Raw genomic sequence first — 14,351 nt, 5'->3', positions numbered from 1 at the left:
GGGAGTCTTTTCTATTACTGAGGAGGAAGACTTGCAAAAGTCTTACGTCTTCTGTTAAGTTTTCCGCAACTGTCTCTTTTGGCAATGTAAAATGGAAGAGAGATACGCATGGGAAGGCGATGTCCGCCGTTAATACGGTCGATCAGGGTTTTTGCAGTTATTCTTCCAAGTTCCTCCAGAGGAATATGTACTGTGGTCAGCATGGGAGAAAGATATTGAGCTGTCTCTATATCATCTACGCTGATAACAGAAATATCTTCCGGTATTCGAAAATTTTTTTCTTTTAATGCGTGAATGACTCCGATAGCAGTGGTATCGTTTGCACAAAAAATTGCAGAAATATCTGCCTTATTGTGCATCAGGATATTAGCACCTTTGTAACCGCCATCTGCAGAAAGATGTACATTACTGGTATTTTTCTGCAAAAACGGAAGACCAAGTTTGGCAAGTGCATCTTTATAACCGCTGAAACGTACTTCATTATTCTGTTCACCTACATAACCGATTTTCGTATGTCCGAGCTCTGCAAGATAGGAAAGAGCGCTATAGGAAATATCACTTCCGTCACAAACTACCTGGTCATATTGGGTTCCCATTGGATTCAGACCTGTATAAATCACATTTTTATAATTTTGAGTAAAGAAGCGTAACAGCTGTTTCTCATATCGTCCCAGAATTACGATTCCGTCTACAGGAAATTGAGCAAGCTGTCGTGCCATATCGGGATTTGCGATATCCATGGCTGTAAATGACTGACGGATAAAATAGTTGCTCTTGAAGGCCTCCTGTTCAATCGCTTTTGCAATCTGTGAGAAGAATGGATCGGAAACAGCGGAATTACTTCTTGCATAAATACAGGCAATGGATTTGGGCATTGTATTCTGGATCTGAGCTTTTTGTCCTAATTTGAGGCTTCGGGCTGTTGCATTGGGAGTATAACCGCTTTTGCGTACGATTTCCCATATACGTTCCTGAACTTCCGGACTTGCCGCTTTTGTATTTTTCTGGTTTATTACTCTGGAAACCGTCGAAACAGAGACATTTGCCTGCCTGGCAATTTCTTTTAATGTCATAATAACTCCCCGCAATCTTTTATACAACTATTTTCTAAAACTATGATGTTAGGGTCAAAAGGTATTTTGCTCCTAACTTGATATCAAACTATGTGAAAAACAGAGGACTCTGTTTTAAAAAAGTCGTTCAGAACCCCGTCGGGGGTTCTGGACGACTTTAATTATACAGTAAATTTATAAAAAAAAACAATAAAAAGAAGGAAAACGTTTGCGTACTTTGAATGCAAAATCAACTCAAAGTCATTGATAAAAAAATAAAAACTTATATAATTTTTGATAGAGTACATAGAACTAAAGTGGAGGTGCTTAAATTTATGGGGAAAACATTGTATTTAGAGTGCTATTCCGGAATCAGTGGTGATATGACCGTCGGTGCACTTCTTGATCTGGGGGTGGATAAGGCAGTTTTGGATAGGGTACTGCAAAGTCTTCCTGTATCAGGGTTTCAGATAAAAACCGGCAAAGTGGTAAAATCCGGAATTGCAGCCTGTGATTTTGACGTTATGTTAGATAAAGATCATGAAAACCATGATCATGATATGAAGTATCTGCATGGTCATAATGAGAATACTGCGGGAGAGTCTGAGATTCATATACATGAACATGGTATTGCAGACCATGCATGTGCACATGAGACAGAATCTGCACATTGTCATCATCACCATGAACATAGAGGGGTGAAAGAAATTGCACATATTATAGAACATAGTGCAATGACTGACAATGCAAAAAAGATTGCTTTGAGAATATTTGAGATTCTTGCAGAAGCAGAGAGCAAGGCACATGATGTGCCTGTGGAGCAGGTACATTTTCATGAAGTCGGTGCAGTTGATTCCATTGTAGATATTGTGTCTGTGGCAGTTTGTCTGGATAATCTGGATATTACGGATGTAGTTGTACCTGTACTTTATGAAGGTTGCGGAACCGTCCGCTGTCAGCATGGAATTTTACCAATTCCTGTTCCTGCAGTTGCGAATGTGATAAGCGCAAATCATTTGTGCATAAAGGTGACAGCTGTTGAGGGGGAACTTGTAACACCTACAGGTGCTGCTATTGTGGCAGCAATAAGAACGAAAGATAAGCTTCCGGAGGAATTTGAAATAAAGAAAATAGGGATTGGAGCCGGAAAACGTCAGTATGAATGTCCCGGAATCCTCAGAGCAATGATTATTTCTTAGAAAACGTTTGCGCAGATTCCAGGCAAATTTGCATTGAATTCGTTGATTAAAAAAATTTTATCTACTATAATAAATACAACAATAAAGGTAACGAGCTGGATAATAAATGAAAGGAAGTAAAGCAATATGGGACATAGTTATTATAGCTATACAAAGGAAGAGTTAGTGGGTAATGGACCGAAGCTTCCGGTAATTGTTATGGAAGACAATGCAGAAGTATTTCATTCTATGGCAGTTGAAATGGTGGATGAGATCAAAAAACATAACGAAAAGGGAGAAAAAACAGTATTTATCTGTCCTGTAGGTCCTGTAGGACAGTATCCATATTTTGTGGATATGGTTAATGAGCAGAATATCAGCCTGAAAAATGTATGGTTTATTAACATGGATGAATATCTGGATGATGAGAAACAATGGATCTCAAAAGATCATCCGTTAAGCTTCAGAGGCTTCATGCAGCGTACAGTTTATGATAAAGTTCGCCTGGAACTTGTAATGCCGGAAGATCAGAGAGTATTTCCGGATCCGAATCATCCGGAATATATTTCTGAACTGATTGAAAAACTGGGGGGCGTTGATATCTGTTTCGGTGGAATTGGAATTAATGGTCATGTAGCATTTAATGAAGCAGATCCATCCCTTACAAATGAAGAATTTCTTGCTCAGAAAACACGTGTTCTTGAAATTACCAAAGAGACAAGAACAGCAAACGCAATCGGTGATTTCAACGGAGCACTGGAAGATATGCCTCATTATTGTGTTACCATCGGAATCAATGAGATCTCTCATGCAGGAAAGATCCGCCTTGGCTGTTTCAGAAACTGGCATCGTGCAGTAGTACGAAGAGCTGCATATGGGGAAGCAACTTCTGATTTTCCGGTATCTCTTCTTACTCCACATCCGGATATTAACCTGAAGATAACAGAATTTGTTGCAGCACTTGACTGAGATAGTCGATAACAGACAATAGAAAGAAGGAAGAACATGAGCATTCGGATCATAAATGGAAAAGTATATAAGAATGGAACTTTTTCAGAGGAAGATCTTGTTCTGAAAGAGGGAAAGATCAGTTCTGCTGAAGATGAAAACGCAGATGAAGTCTATGATGCAAAAGGGAAATATGTAGTACCCGGTTTTATAGATGTACATACTCATGGCGGTGCAGGGGTAGATGTAAATGCGGCTGATCAGCAGGGATTTGAAAAAATCGGACATTTTTTTGCAACTCAGGGAACTACGTCATGGCTTTCATCCATATTGACAGATACGAAAGAACAGACGTTGAAAACAATAAATGAAGCTGTGAAGCATCAGGAGGCACAAAAGAACGGACATGAAAACTGTGCAGATCTTCTGGGGATTCATCTTGAGGGACCATTCCTTGCGCCGGAATATAAAGGAGCAATGCCAGAGCATTTGCTGATTTCTCCGGATCTGGAGCTTCTGAAAGAATATCAGAAGGCAGCAGACGGTAATATTCGCTATATTACTGTTTCGCCGGAAGTAAAAGGAGTGCCGGAAGCAATTAAGGGAATGACGGATCTTGGTATGAAGGTTGCTATCGGTCATTCAGGCGCAGATTATGAGACTTCATGGAAATGTATTAATGAGGGGGCTGTAGCAGCGACACATACATTTAATGCGATGAAACTTCTTCATCAGCATTTTCCAGCTATCATGGGGGCTGTTCTGGAATCTGACATCTATTGTGAAGCTATCTGTGACGGACGGCATCTGCATCCGGGAACCGTTCGTTTTCTTCTGAAAATGAAAGGTCTGGACAAAGTAATCGCCATAACTGATTCTATCATGGCTGCCGGACTTCCGGATGGAGAATATATGCTGGGCGTTAATCCGGTTATCGTAAAAGACGGAGACGCAAAACTGAAATACGGAGATTCCAGAGCGGGAAGTACACTTACAACAGGATGTGCACTTAAGAATCTGATCAAATTTACAGGAAGATCTCTTGAAGAGATACTGCCGCTTCTTACATGCAATCCGGCTAAGATGCTGGATGTATATGACAGGATTGGAAGTCTTGATACCGGAAAAGATGCGGATGTGGTTATTCTGGATGAAGAATATTCTGTCATTGATACATTTGTAAAAGGTAGAAAAATAGAACAATAAGGGAGAGAAGATTATGCCATTAATACCATTAAGACCATTACTGGAAACTGTAGATAAATATCACTTTGCACAGGGGGCGTTTAATGTAAATGCAGTAGCACAGGCAAAAGCAGCAATTGAAGTTCATGAAATGTTCCGTTCTGCAGCAATCCTTCAGGGAGCAGATCTTGCAAATGGATTTATGGGTGGAAGAACAGATTTTCAGAATGCTACTCTGGAAGATAAAAAAATCGGTGCAAAGAATATCGCAGATGCTGTAAAGAAATATGCAGAAAATTCTCCGATTCCTGTTGTTCTTCATCTGGATCATGGTAAGAATTTTGATTCCTGTAAAGCAGCAATTGCAGGCGGTTATACATCTGTTATGATTGATGGCTCCAGCCTTCCGTTTGATGAAAACGTGGAACTGACTCGTGAAGTTGTCAAATATGCGCATGAAAGAGGTGTTTCTGTAGAGGGTGAACTGGGAGTTTTAGCCGGCGTGGAGGATCATGTATTTTCTGCTACATCTACTTATACCAATCCTTTAAAGGCTATTGAATTCTTTAAGAAAACAGGTGTTGATGCATTGGCTATTTCTTATGGAACCATGCATGGCGCTTCTAAAGGAAAAAATGTTAAATTAAGAAAAGAAATTGCCATTGCCATCAAAGAGTGCATGCTGCATGAGGGTATTTTTGGTGTACTGGTATCTCATGGATCTTCAACAGTGCCAAGATATATTGTAGATGAGATCAATGCTCTGGGTGGAAATATCCAGAATGCCTATGGAATTTCTATTGATGAACTGAAAGCGGCAATTCCATGTGGTATTGGAAAGATCAATGTAGATACAGATATCCGTCTGGCTGTTACAAGAAATATGAAAGAATTTTTTGCAGCTCATCCTGAAAAAAGAGAAAGCCAGTCGATTGGTGAGGTATATCGCCTTCTGGAGGCAAAGAAAGAACAGTTTGATCCACGTGCATTCCTGACTCCTATTATGGATACAGTTATGTATGGCGTTATTCCGGATGAAGATGTTGCTGCTCTTATGGCTGTTGTTGAAAAGGGCGTAAAAGAAGCAATCGGTACTCTGATCGTAGAATTTGGTTCTTATGGAAAAGCACCGCTGGTGGAGATGACTGGTCTGGATGAAATGGCAGAACGCTATCGTAAAGGGCTTTGATCTATATATTAACAGCACTGGTAGCTTTGGCAGGAAGTTGTGTGCAGAGCAGCAGTGGATTTGGCTATGCAATTATCTGTATGGCCATCTGGCCAATGTTTATGCCTTTTTACACAGCTTCCATACTGGAAGCGATTGCAGCTTTTTTTATGGTAATTTACATTGCAGTAAAGTTGTGGAAATTTATTGACTGGAAACTTCTTTTGCCACCTGTGATCATGGCTACGGTAACCAGCCTTCTGGGGGTGAATACGCTGATGGCTCTGGATGAAGCTGTTTTGTCAAAGATCATGGGAACAGTTCTTCTTGTTCTGGCAGTTTATTTTATTTTCTTCAGCAGTAAAGTTCATTTAAAGGCAGGTTTGGTTTCCGGATTGGCAGCCGGTGCAGTCAGTGGTTTTTGCGGAGGACTTTTTAATATTGGAGGTCCACCGATGGTAGCGTATTTTTTGTCTGTGACAGATGATAAAGAAAAATATAATGCTACACTTCAAATGTTTTTTACAATTAATACGGTCAGTGTTTTCCTGATCCATGTGTTTCAGGGTCATGTATCAGGAGCTATGCTGCCTTTGGTTGGAGCGGCACTGGCAGGAACGGCAGTTGGAACAGCAGTTGGAATGTTTTTGTTTCGCCGGCTTACTATGACAGGGATCAAAAAAGTGGTATATATTTTTATGATGTGTGCCGGAAGCTATCTCCTTTTATCCTGAATCTGTTTGCAGAGACTATAGGCAGACTGCACATTGTATGATGATTATTTGTCTGTTAATTTTGTCAAAAGAAAGGTAAGAATTTTATGAAACACATTTATCTGAATTTAAAAAGATTTGATGTTCCGGTGGAATTCGGAGGTGTAAACCGTCTGGCTCCGGTTGCTGACTGGGCATCCTGTATTGTAAAGAATACACAGGAAGAATTAAAGACATATGATCCTTCTGAAGTGGAATTTGGTATGTATTTCCCGGAAGTACATCTTCTGAATGCAGCAGCAGCAAAAACAGAGGGAAGTCCTGTTCAGATCGGCTGTCAGAGTGTATTCAGAGCAGATACTGCAGTTGGCGGAAATTTTGGCGCATTTACTGCAAATAGACCGGCTTCAGCTATGGCAGCGGCCGGATGTGAGACTACGATAATCGGACACTGTGAAGAGAGAAATGATAAGGCAGGAATCCTTGCAGAGGCAGGTGTCACAGATACAGGTGCTGTAAACCGCCTTCTGAATCAGGAAATTAAATGTGCGATTGCAAGAGGAATGAAAGTTCTTTACTGTATCGGTGAAAAAAGTGAGGAACAGGAGCAGTGGCAGGAAGTTCTTGGAAAACAGCTTGAGATCGGACTTAAGGATGTAGACACTTCAAAGGTTGTGATCGCATATGAACCGATCTGGTCTATCGGACCGGGAAAAACACCGGCCGGAAAAGAATATATTACTAAGATCGCAAAATTTGTAAAAGAAAAGACAAATGGTATGGACATCGTATATGGTGGTGGTCTGAAGCAGGACAATGCAGAAATGCTTGCGTCCATTGATGAGATAGATGGTGGATTGATCGCATTGACAAGATTTCAGGGTGAAATTGGATATTATCCGGAGGAATATCTTGAGATTATTCGTCTTTATATGGGTAAGGTAAATAACAGATAATAAATTAAGTACGTATAATGAAGGGAGATTTACTATGAAATTTGATTTTGAGTATGGACAGGGAACCATGTCTGCTGAATTGCCGGATAATACTGATATTTTTATTCCGGGAGAAACTGTAAAGGATCCTGATCATATTCCGGAAGATCAGCTAGAGGCTGCTTATCTGGAAAGTCTGGCTCATCCGATCGGTATGCCTACTTTAACAGAACTGGCAGGACCCGGAAAAACAGTTACTATTGTTGTTCCGGATCGTGTAAAAGGTGGCGAGCAGGCTACCAGCCACAGAAAGTTAAGCATTAAATATATTTTGAAAGAATTATATGCTGCCGGTGTTGAGAAGAAAGATATTCTTTTCATTATTTCTAACGGACTTCATCCAAGAAGCACAGAAGCGGATGCAAAGGCTATCTTTGGAGAAGAATTATTTAATGAATTTTGGCATACAGGACAGATCATCAGTCATGACAGCGAAGATCAGGAACATATGGTAGATCTTGGAACCACTCACAGAGGCGATCCGGTGTACATGAATAAATATGTCTTTGAGTGTGATATTCCGATTCTTATCGGTCATGTACAGGGAAATCCTTATGGTGGATATTCAGGCGGATACAAACACAGTGCAACTGGTATTACAAACTGGAAATGTATTGCAAGCCATCATGTACCGTCTGTTATGCACAGAGATGATTTTACACCGGTTAATGGTGGAAGCCTGATGCGTAATAAATTTGATGAGATCAGTATGCATATGGAAGAAAAAATGGGACATCCTTTCTTCTGCTGTGATGCTGTACTGGATACACAGTCCAGACAGATCGCAATTTACTCAGGCTATGCAAAGGAAATGATGCCGATCAGCTGGAAGCTTGCTGACAAGAGAACCTATGTACACTGGGCAGAGAAGAAATATGATGTACTTGTATTTGGTATGCCGCAGAAATTCCACTATGGTGATGGAATGGGAACCAATCCTATCATGATGATGCAGGCTTTAAGTGCACAGGTACTTCGATTCAAGAGAGTTATGAGTGATAACTGTGTAATTATCTGCGCATCTACATGCAATGGTTATTTCCATGATGAGCGTTGGCCATATTTAAGAGAATTATATGATCTGTTCCAGCATGATCATATGAATACGCTGCCGGATATGAACCGCCTTGGTGAGTATTTTGCTACGAATGAAGAATATATCCGTAAATATCGTTATACGAATGCATTCCATCCATTCCATGGCTTCTCTATGATGTCCTGCGGACATATTGCAGAAATGAATACCAGTGCAATCTATATCGTAGGCGCTGAGGAACCGGGCTATGCAAGAGGAATGGGCTTAAAAACAAGAGCTACATTTGAAGAAGCACTGGAAGATGCCAAGAAGAAATATGTTGGTCAGGAACCAAATATTCTGGCACTGCCAATGACATTCAAAAAAGCAGCTGTACATCTTTGCATGAAAGATCCTGCACAGGATTGTATGGATGAATATGGACATCGTCATCCATGTTGCTGTTGATGTAGCATCATTATATTAGTAGGGTATAGTATTTATAATATAAGCATCCCTGTCCAGAGCTGTTTTGTGTTTCTGACAGGGGTGTTTTGTTATATCACTGGCATTTTTATACTGAAAGAGAGAATTTGGGATATGAAAGAAAATACAGCTTTAAGAAAAAGAATTTTAGCAGCATTGTTTCTTGCGATCGGACTGATCCTTCCATTTATCACAATGCAGATACCGGCAGTAGGGAAAATGCTTTGCCCGATGCACATACCGGTGTTATTATGTGGATATATCTGCGGATGGCCATATGGTTTACTTATTGGGATTATTACACCTCTTTTAAGAGGAGTGGTGTTCGGAATGCCGGCAATTTTTCCGAATGCCTTCTGTATGGCGTTTGAACTTGCCACTTATGGGCTGGTGGCAGGAATTTTATCAGAAAAAATGAAAAAAGATATAAAATCCCTGTATATTTCACTCATAGCAGCAATGCTGTGTGGACGGATCGTATGGGGACTGGTTTCGGCAGCAGTATATGCATTTACAGGAGGGATCTTTACCTGGGAACTGTTTCTGATGGGAGGATTTATAAATGCGTTGCCGGGAATTCTGATTCAGCTTGTTCTGATCCCGTCCCTGGTAGAACGTTTGTATAATATGGAAGGAACAGTAGAATGGAATTAAAGGCATGCTGCAAAGAAAGATTTGAACCGGTAGTTCAGGCAATCAGAAAATTGCAGAAAGAGAAGGAAGGACTGGATGAGCCTCTGATCGTTGCAATTGATGGCAGGTGTGGAAGTGGGAAAACTACATTGGGAGAATATCTGGAGCAGGTATTCAACTGTAATCTGTTCAGAATGGATGACTTTTTTCTGCGCATGGAACAGCGTACGCCACAGCGTCTGAAAGAAACAGGAGGAAATGTGGATTATGAGCGGTTTGAGGAAACGGTATTAAGACCAATCTTTCAGAAGCAGACTGTTTTTTATCAGCCGTTCAGCTGCCAGAAATGGAATCTGCTGGAGGGATATCCTGTTCCTTATAAAAAACTCAATATTATAGAGGGTTCTTACAGTATGCATCCATATTTTAAGAACCCTTATCAACTTCGTGTATTTTTAAATATTTCTCCCAAAGATCAGATGGAAAATATAAAAAAGCGCAATGGCCCGGAAAAGGCAAAACAATTTCAGAATATGTGGATCCCAAAGGAGGAAGCCTATTTTAAAAAATTCCATGTGATGGATGGTGCAATACAGGTCATGTGGAATCTGAAAACTGAAGAATAAAAGATTATTCTATCAGAGAAATCTCAAGATGATATGCTTTTTCTTTTCCGGATTCCAGTGTGAGGATCCCATGCTTATGCGCAAAAATATCATCATCCTGATGAAAAATGCCGGAACCGTTCCATGGCTCCAGACAGAGAAACGGAGCCTTTCCTCCGGCCGGTGTCCAGATCGCAAGGGATTCAAAATCAGGATAATATACGGAAACACCTTTTCCTGTAACTGCATTTACGAAAGAAACATGGTGTGAATTCGTGTGTTCAAAGAAAACAGCATCCTGATCAAACATGGAAATTGTGAGAGGAAGTGTGTTGCCTTCTGCTTTCTGGGATACTTTGTGATCAAAATTAAATTCCAGATTCTTTATATCATATTCATAAGAAATAAAATTCTCTTCTTTTTCAAATCTTAAAATACAATTTTCAATATTTTCTCCATTATTGACCGGACACATGAAACCGGGATGTGCACCAATGTGATAATACATAAGGTCGGAATCTTTGTTTATTACTCTATAGTCCATAGACAGGGTACTGCCATTCAGATGATATGACAGGTAAAGTTTAAAATCATAAGGATAATGTTTTAATGTTTCTTCATTTGCTTTAAGTAAAAAAGTGACGGAATCTTCAGTCTGTTCTGTTACTTCAAATTCAGATTCTTTACAAAAACCATGCTTGGGCATCTGGTATATATGATCCTTGATAACAGTTTCTCCGTTGCGGACATTTCCCACAGTCGGAAAAAGAAGCGGAGAAGATCGAAGCCAGTAAGTGGGATCAGAATTCCATACGTATTCATTCCCGGATGGATTGGAATAGGAATTTAATTCGGCACCAAGTGTGTTTAAAAGTACATGATAATTGTCAGATTGTAATTTAATCTGCATAGTAAAACCCTCCCTGATAAATACATAATAGTAATATGCTGCATAAAATAAGCGTATCATAAAAACACTGTAATGAAATAGAAATTTGGACAAACGTTTGGGGATGAAAGATAGAGGGTGGAGTTGATTTTTATTTAATATCACAAATTTTTCACAAAAAATTAGCACTCACCTCTTGATAATGGAAGTTGATTTTTGTCCTGTCTTGTGTGTCCCGGAAGTGCCTGTTTTACAGGCTTTCCGGGGCATCAGTCATTTTGTCTGGTATTGTAAAGCAGTGTCAGATTTGTCGTAAATGTCGTAAATTTGTGGTCAAAAAATGATGAGAAATGGAGAGTGCTAATAAAATGAAATTAACGTATACGAATGTAAATGGATACCTGGTTCCTAATCTCACCTATAAATCCGGTGAGCAGATGGAGCAACTTGGAAAGTATGGTTTTCTTCGAAGAGATTATCTGAAGAATCATCGAAACTCAACGTATCAGGTGATACTTTTGCAGGATACGATTGGCGAGCATCTGCTGGAAGTGGATAAGGCTGCCAGAGAACGGGAAGAAATTATTCTGAAACAGTTGGAAGAAAAAGATCCATTGCCGGATAAGGAGAAAAATCAGATGGCATGGGTAAGAGCTGCCAATCAGCACAGAGCGATTGCAGAAGAGATTATTCTCAAGGAATTGATTTATGTTTAAATGAATGTGATGAGGTCGTGGAATGCGACCTCATTGTTGTATGAGAATATAAAATTGCAGTAGGCAGAACGAGAAAAATAGGGTAATATAACAATAACCTGTTGGTGCGATTTTGAAATGCCAAGTTGGCATTTCAAATTATAGAAGGGAATCAATAATGAAAAAAGAGATAATAGTAGCAAATAATATTGATAACATTTACGATGAAATAAATGCATTGATCAGAGAAAAGAAAACGGATGTAAAGAAAGTTGTGAACGATGCCATTATCTCACTTAACTGGGGAATTGGAAAAAGACTTAGTGCGGAGTTCACCGGAGATAATAAGCCTGAGTATGGAAAAAAAGTTGTTGCAGAAGTCAGTAAACGTTTGGAACAGGAGTATGGTTCTGGATTTGATAAAACATCAATTTCGAGAATGATTAAATTTTATCAGGAATTTCCTGACTTCGAAAAAGTTGCGACATTGTCGCAACAATTGACCTGGTCACATTTTGTAGAGATTTTGCCAATAAATGACGAGTTAAAGAGAGACTTTTATGCTGCAATGTGTATGCAAGAGAACTGGTCAGTGAGGACATTGCGTGAAAGAAAAAAATCTATGCTTTATGAACGCACTGCAATATCGAAGAAACCAGAAGAAACAATAAAAAATGAGATTGCCGAATTACGGGATGATGGAAAAATGAGTCTGGATCTTTTTTACAGAGATCCATACATGCTTGATTTTCTTGGTTTACGTGATACTTATAGTGAAAAAGATTTGGAAAATGCCATTCTTGCGGAATTAGAAAAATTTATTTTGGAAATGGGATCGGATTTTGCGTTTTTGGCAAGGCAGAAGCATTTTGTGCTGGATGGTAAAGATTACTATATGGATTTATTGTTTTATCACAGAGGTTTGAAAAGGCTGGTTCTTGTTGAGTTAAAGCTTGGAGAATTTGAACCGCAAGATAAAGGACAAGTCGAACTGTATTTGCGATGGTTGGAAAAAAATGAAAGAGTAGAAGGTGAAGAAAGTCCGGTTGCTCTTATATTATGTGCAGAAAAATCGCAGGAAACCATAGAATTAATGCAATTGGATCATGGAAACATCCACGTGGGACAGTATATGACTAAAATGCCTCCAAAAGAACTTTTAGAACAGAAGTTATCACTTGCTATTGCAAATGCAAGAGAGCTATTGGAACAGAGGAAAGAAGAATAAAGGTTTTCAATTTAATAATGAAATGCAAGATAGGCGTGAGTCATAAAAATATGACTTGCGTCTTTTTCTTTTTGCAGAAAGGCGTGAGACATAAAAATATGGCTTGCGTCTTTTTCTGTTTGGAAAGGTAAAAAAATGTATATGTTTTGTCATAATTTGACGTATGGAAAAAGAAAGCAGGGGTTGTTATTATATTGTTAACAAAAGAAGTACTTCTAAAATAACAAAAGGACAAAGCAGGTAAAAGAAAGGAGTTTTTATGAGGAAAAAGATGATTAGCCTGATGATGACAGTCGCTATGGGGACAGTCATGATTAGTGGAGCAACAGTTGTAAAAGCGGATTCAGACGAAAAAGAAACTGTTAAATTAGCGGTGTGGTCTTCTGGAGCAGCAGATAATTTTCAGAAAGGTGCAGATGAATTTAATAAGCGCCAGGATAAAATTAATTTTGTAGTTGAAATGCAATCAGGAGATTATAGCCAATATCTTGGAGCAAAGGTGGCATCTAATGATCTTCCGGATATGTTTTTCCTGAATCCATATGCACAGGTGCAGCAGTTTGCAGCAACAGACAGAATTGTGGATTTGAGCGAGGAAGGATTTGCAACAAAGATTTATGATTCTGTAAAAGATGCATGTAGCTATGATGGAAAAATTTATGCGTATCCAATGGCTGTGGAAATGTTGGGAGTTTATTATAATCAGGAGTTATTTGAAAAGGCCGGAATTACAGAAGTACCGAAAACATTCTCACAAATGAAAGAAGTATGTGAAAAACTTCAGGCAAGTGGTATTACACCATTTGCAGCCACCTATAAAGATGCATGGACATTGAATCATTTATTTAGCTGTCTGCAGGGAGCCGCAGTTGGAGATTATGAGTCATGGGTTGCAGATATGAATGCAGGAAAAGGAAGTTTCAGGAATGATAATTCTTCACTTGAATTTGAGTTTATGGATATGATGAAAGAAAATTCCGGTGGAAATTATATGGATGCAGATTCCACATCAGGCTTTAATGCATTTGCATCAGGTGAAGCTGCTATGATTGTGACCGGAGAATTTTCTCTTCTGAATGCACAAAGTATTAATCCGGATTTACAGGTTGGTCTGTTTGGAGTACCACTTACAGAAAATGAGGAAGATGCAAAACTTGATGTAGATGTAGGAATTTGTATTGCAGTAAATCAGAATACTCCACATTTGGATGCAGTGCGTGAGGTTTTGAATTATCTGAGCGATAACACAGATGAAAACGGATGGATGCATTATAGTGCTGATTCAATGGGCGCAGCACCACCTGCAATGGATTTTGCAATGTCAACAGAATATCAGTATTTCGAAGATTATAAGAATTATATGTCAAATAACCAGACAAAACCATGGGTATACTCACAGCTTGAGTCCGGCGCTGGTGATATGATTGGGCCGGTAATTCAGGGATATTTTGCCGGAACAACGGATATGGATACTACTTTAGATCAGTTAGATTCGAAATTTTCAGAGCTTCTTGAGTAAAGTAAAATCGGGAAAGGTATAAGTGGTAACAGAAGCTTCTGC

At 39.3% G+C, this 14,351-nt stretch carries 13 protein-coding genes and 1 pseudogene; 12 read left to right on the top strand and 2 right to left on the bottom strand.

Annotated elements, in window-relative coordinates:
• Positions 1-14: 14 nt before the first annotated feature.
• Positions 15-1,073, bottom strand: coding sequence for a LacI family DNA-binding transcriptional regulator (locus NQ550_RS21410; RefSeq protein ID WP_025578024.1), 1,059 nt, complete (start codon positions 1,071-1,073; stop codon positions 15-17).
• Between the two features lie 314 nt (positions 1,074-1,387).
• Between NQ550_RS21410 and larC the strand changes: the two are divergent.
• The 9 genes and pseudogenes from larC to NQ550_RS21365 form a co-directional block, all read left to right on the top strand.
• Positions 1,388-2,245: pseudogene (gene larC, locus NQ550_RS21405) on the top strand (nickel pincer cofactor biosynthesis protein LarC); the annotation flags it as partial.
• 132 nt (positions 2,246-2,377) lie between these two features.
• Positions 2,378-3,199 carry a 6-phosphogluconolactonase gene (locus NQ550_RS21400; protein WP_025578026.1) on the top strand — a complete coding sequence of 274 codons (822 nt, stop codon included), beginning with the start codon at positions 2,378-2,380 and terminating at the stop codon, positions 3,197-3,199.
• Between the two features lie 36 nt (positions 3,200-3,235).
• Positions 3,236-4,384 carry an N-acetylglucosamine-6-phosphate deacetylase gene (gene nagA, locus NQ550_RS21395; protein ID WP_025578027.1) on the top strand — a complete coding sequence of 383 codons (1,149 nt, stop codon included), beginning with the start codon at positions 3,236-3,238 and terminating at the stop codon, positions 4,382-4,384.
• Between the two features lie 13 nt (positions 4,385-4,397).
• Positions 4,398-5,552, top strand: a complete 1,155-nt coding sequence (locus tag NQ550_RS21390; RefSeq protein WP_025578029.1) for a class II fructose-bisphosphate aldolase — start codon at positions 4,398-4,400, stop codon at positions 5,550-5,552.
• On the top strand, positions 5,549-6,265 hold the full coding sequence (locus NQ550_RS21385) for a sulfite exporter TauE/SafE family protein (protein ID WP_044996306.1): 717 nt from the start codon (positions 5,549-5,551) through the stop codon (positions 6,263-6,265). The genes NQ550_RS21390 and NQ550_RS21385 overlap by 4 nt, the downstream gene beginning before the upstream one ends.
• 86 nt (positions 6,266-6,351) lie before the next feature.
• Positions 6,352-7,200 carry a triose-phosphate isomerase family protein gene (locus NQ550_RS21380; RefSeq protein ID WP_025578032.1) on the top strand — a complete coding sequence of 283 codons (849 nt, stop codon included), beginning with the start codon at positions 6,352-6,354 and terminating at the stop codon, positions 7,198-7,200.
• A gap of 34 nt (positions 7,201-7,234) precedes the next feature.
• On the top strand, positions 7,235-8,722 hold the full coding sequence (locus tag NQ550_RS21375) for a lactate racemase domain-containing protein (RefSeq protein WP_025578033.1): 1,488 nt from the start codon (positions 7,235-7,237) through the stop codon (positions 8,720-8,722).
• Positions 8,723-8,854: 132 nt separating this feature from the next.
• Positions 8,855-9,394: an ECF transporter S component gene (locus NQ550_RS21370; protein WP_025578035.1), complete on the top strand. Its 540-nt coding sequence runs from the start codon at positions 8,855-8,857 to the stop codon at positions 9,392-9,394.
• Positions 9,385-9,999 carry a shikimate kinase gene (locus NQ550_RS21365; RefSeq protein WP_025578037.1) on the top strand — a complete coding sequence of 205 codons (615 nt, stop codon included), beginning with the start codon at positions 9,385-9,387 and terminating at the stop codon, positions 9,997-9,999. The genes NQ550_RS21370 and NQ550_RS21365 overlap by 10 nt, the downstream gene beginning before the upstream one ends.
• A 4-nt stretch (positions 10,000-10,003) precedes the next feature.
• On the opposite strand, the gene NQ550_RS21360 is transcribed toward NQ550_RS21365, so the two are convergent.
• The gene (locus NQ550_RS21360; RefSeq protein WP_025578039.1) at positions 10,004-10,888 is read right to left on the bottom strand and encodes an aldose 1-epimerase family protein; all 885 of its coding nucleotides are present in this window, start codon (positions 10,886-10,888) and stop codon (positions 10,004-10,006) included.
• A gap of 347 nt (positions 10,889-11,235) precedes the next feature.
• On the opposite strand from NQ550_RS21360, the gene NQ550_RS21355 reads away from it, so the two are divergent.
• The 3 genes from NQ550_RS21355 (at position 11,236) to NQ550_RS21345 (ending at position 14,309) form a co-directional block, all read left to right on the top strand.
• Positions 11,236-11,583 (top strand): TnpV protein, encoded by a 348-nt coding sequence (locus NQ550_RS21355; protein ID WP_025578041.1) that lies wholly within the window; start codon positions 11,236-11,238, stop codon positions 11,581-11,583.
• A 157-nt stretch (positions 11,584-11,740) separates the two neighbouring features.
• Entirely contained in the window at positions 11,741-12,790 is a 1,050-nt protein-coding gene (locus tag NQ550_RS21350) for a PDDEXK nuclease domain-containing protein (protein ID WP_025578043.1), read from the top strand.
• Positions 12,791-13,049: 259 nt separating this feature from the next.
• Positions 13,050-14,309, top strand: a complete 1,260-nt coding sequence (locus tag NQ550_RS21345) for an ABC transporter substrate-binding protein (RefSeq protein WP_025578045.1) — start codon at positions 13,050-13,052, stop codon at positions 14,307-14,309.
• Positions 14,310-14,351 lie beyond the last annotated feature (42 nt).

It is taken from the genome of Blautia wexlerae DSM 19850 (assembly GCF_025148125.1).
In the GTDB taxonomy this organism is placed as follows: domain Bacteria; phylum Bacillota; class Clostridia; order Lachnospirales; family Lachnospiraceae; genus Blautia_A; species Blautia_A wexlerae.
This window is presented reverse-complemented; position numbering and strand designations above follow the sequence as displayed.

Excerpts from the sequence above, each read along its gene's own strand:
- NQ550_RS21410 (WP_025578024.1), bottom strand. The coding sequence starts at position 1,073 with ATGACATTAAAAGAAATTGCCAGGCAGGCAAATGTCTCTGTTTCGACG.
- NQ550_RS21400 (WP_025578026.1), top strand. The coding sequence starts at position 2,378 with ATGGGACATAGTTATTATAGCTATACAAAGGAAGAGTTAGTGGGTAAT.
- nagA (WP_025578027.1), top strand. The coding sequence starts at position 3,236 with ATGAGCATTCGGATCATAAATGGAAAAGTATATAAGAATGGAACTTTT.
- NQ550_RS21390 (WP_025578029.1), top strand. The coding sequence starts at position 4,398 with ATGCCATTAATACCATTAAGACCATTACTGGAAACTGTAGATAAATAT.
- NQ550_RS21380 (WP_025578032.1), top strand. The coding sequence starts at position 6,352 with ATGAAACACATTTATCTGAATTTAAAAAGATTTGATGTTCCGGTGGAA.
- NQ550_RS21375 (WP_025578033.1), top strand. The coding sequence starts at position 7,235 with ATGAAATTTGATTTTGAGTATGGACAGGGAACCATGTCTGCTGAATTG.
- NQ550_RS21370 (WP_025578035.1), top strand. The coding sequence starts at position 8,855 with ATGAAAGAAAATACAGCTTTAAGAAAAAGAATTTTAGCAGCATTGTTT.
- NQ550_RS21365 (WP_025578037.1), top strand. The coding sequence starts at position 9,385 with ATGGAATTAAAGGCATGCTGCAAAGAAAGATTTGAACCGGTAGTTCAG.
- NQ550_RS21360 (WP_025578039.1), bottom strand. The coding sequence starts at position 10,888 with ATGCAGATTAAATTACAATCTGACAATTATCATGTACTTTTAAACACA.
- NQ550_RS21355 (WP_025578041.1), top strand. The coding sequence starts at position 11,236 with ATGAAATTAACGTATACGAATGTAAATGGATACCTGGTTCCTAATCTC.
- NQ550_RS21350 (WP_025578043.1), top strand. The coding sequence starts at position 11,741 with ATGAAAAAAGAGATAATAGTAGCAAATAATATTGATAACATTTACGAT.
- NQ550_RS21345 (WP_025578045.1), top strand. The coding sequence starts at position 13,050 with ATGAGGAAAAAGATGATTAGCCTGATGATGACAGTCGCTATGGGGACA.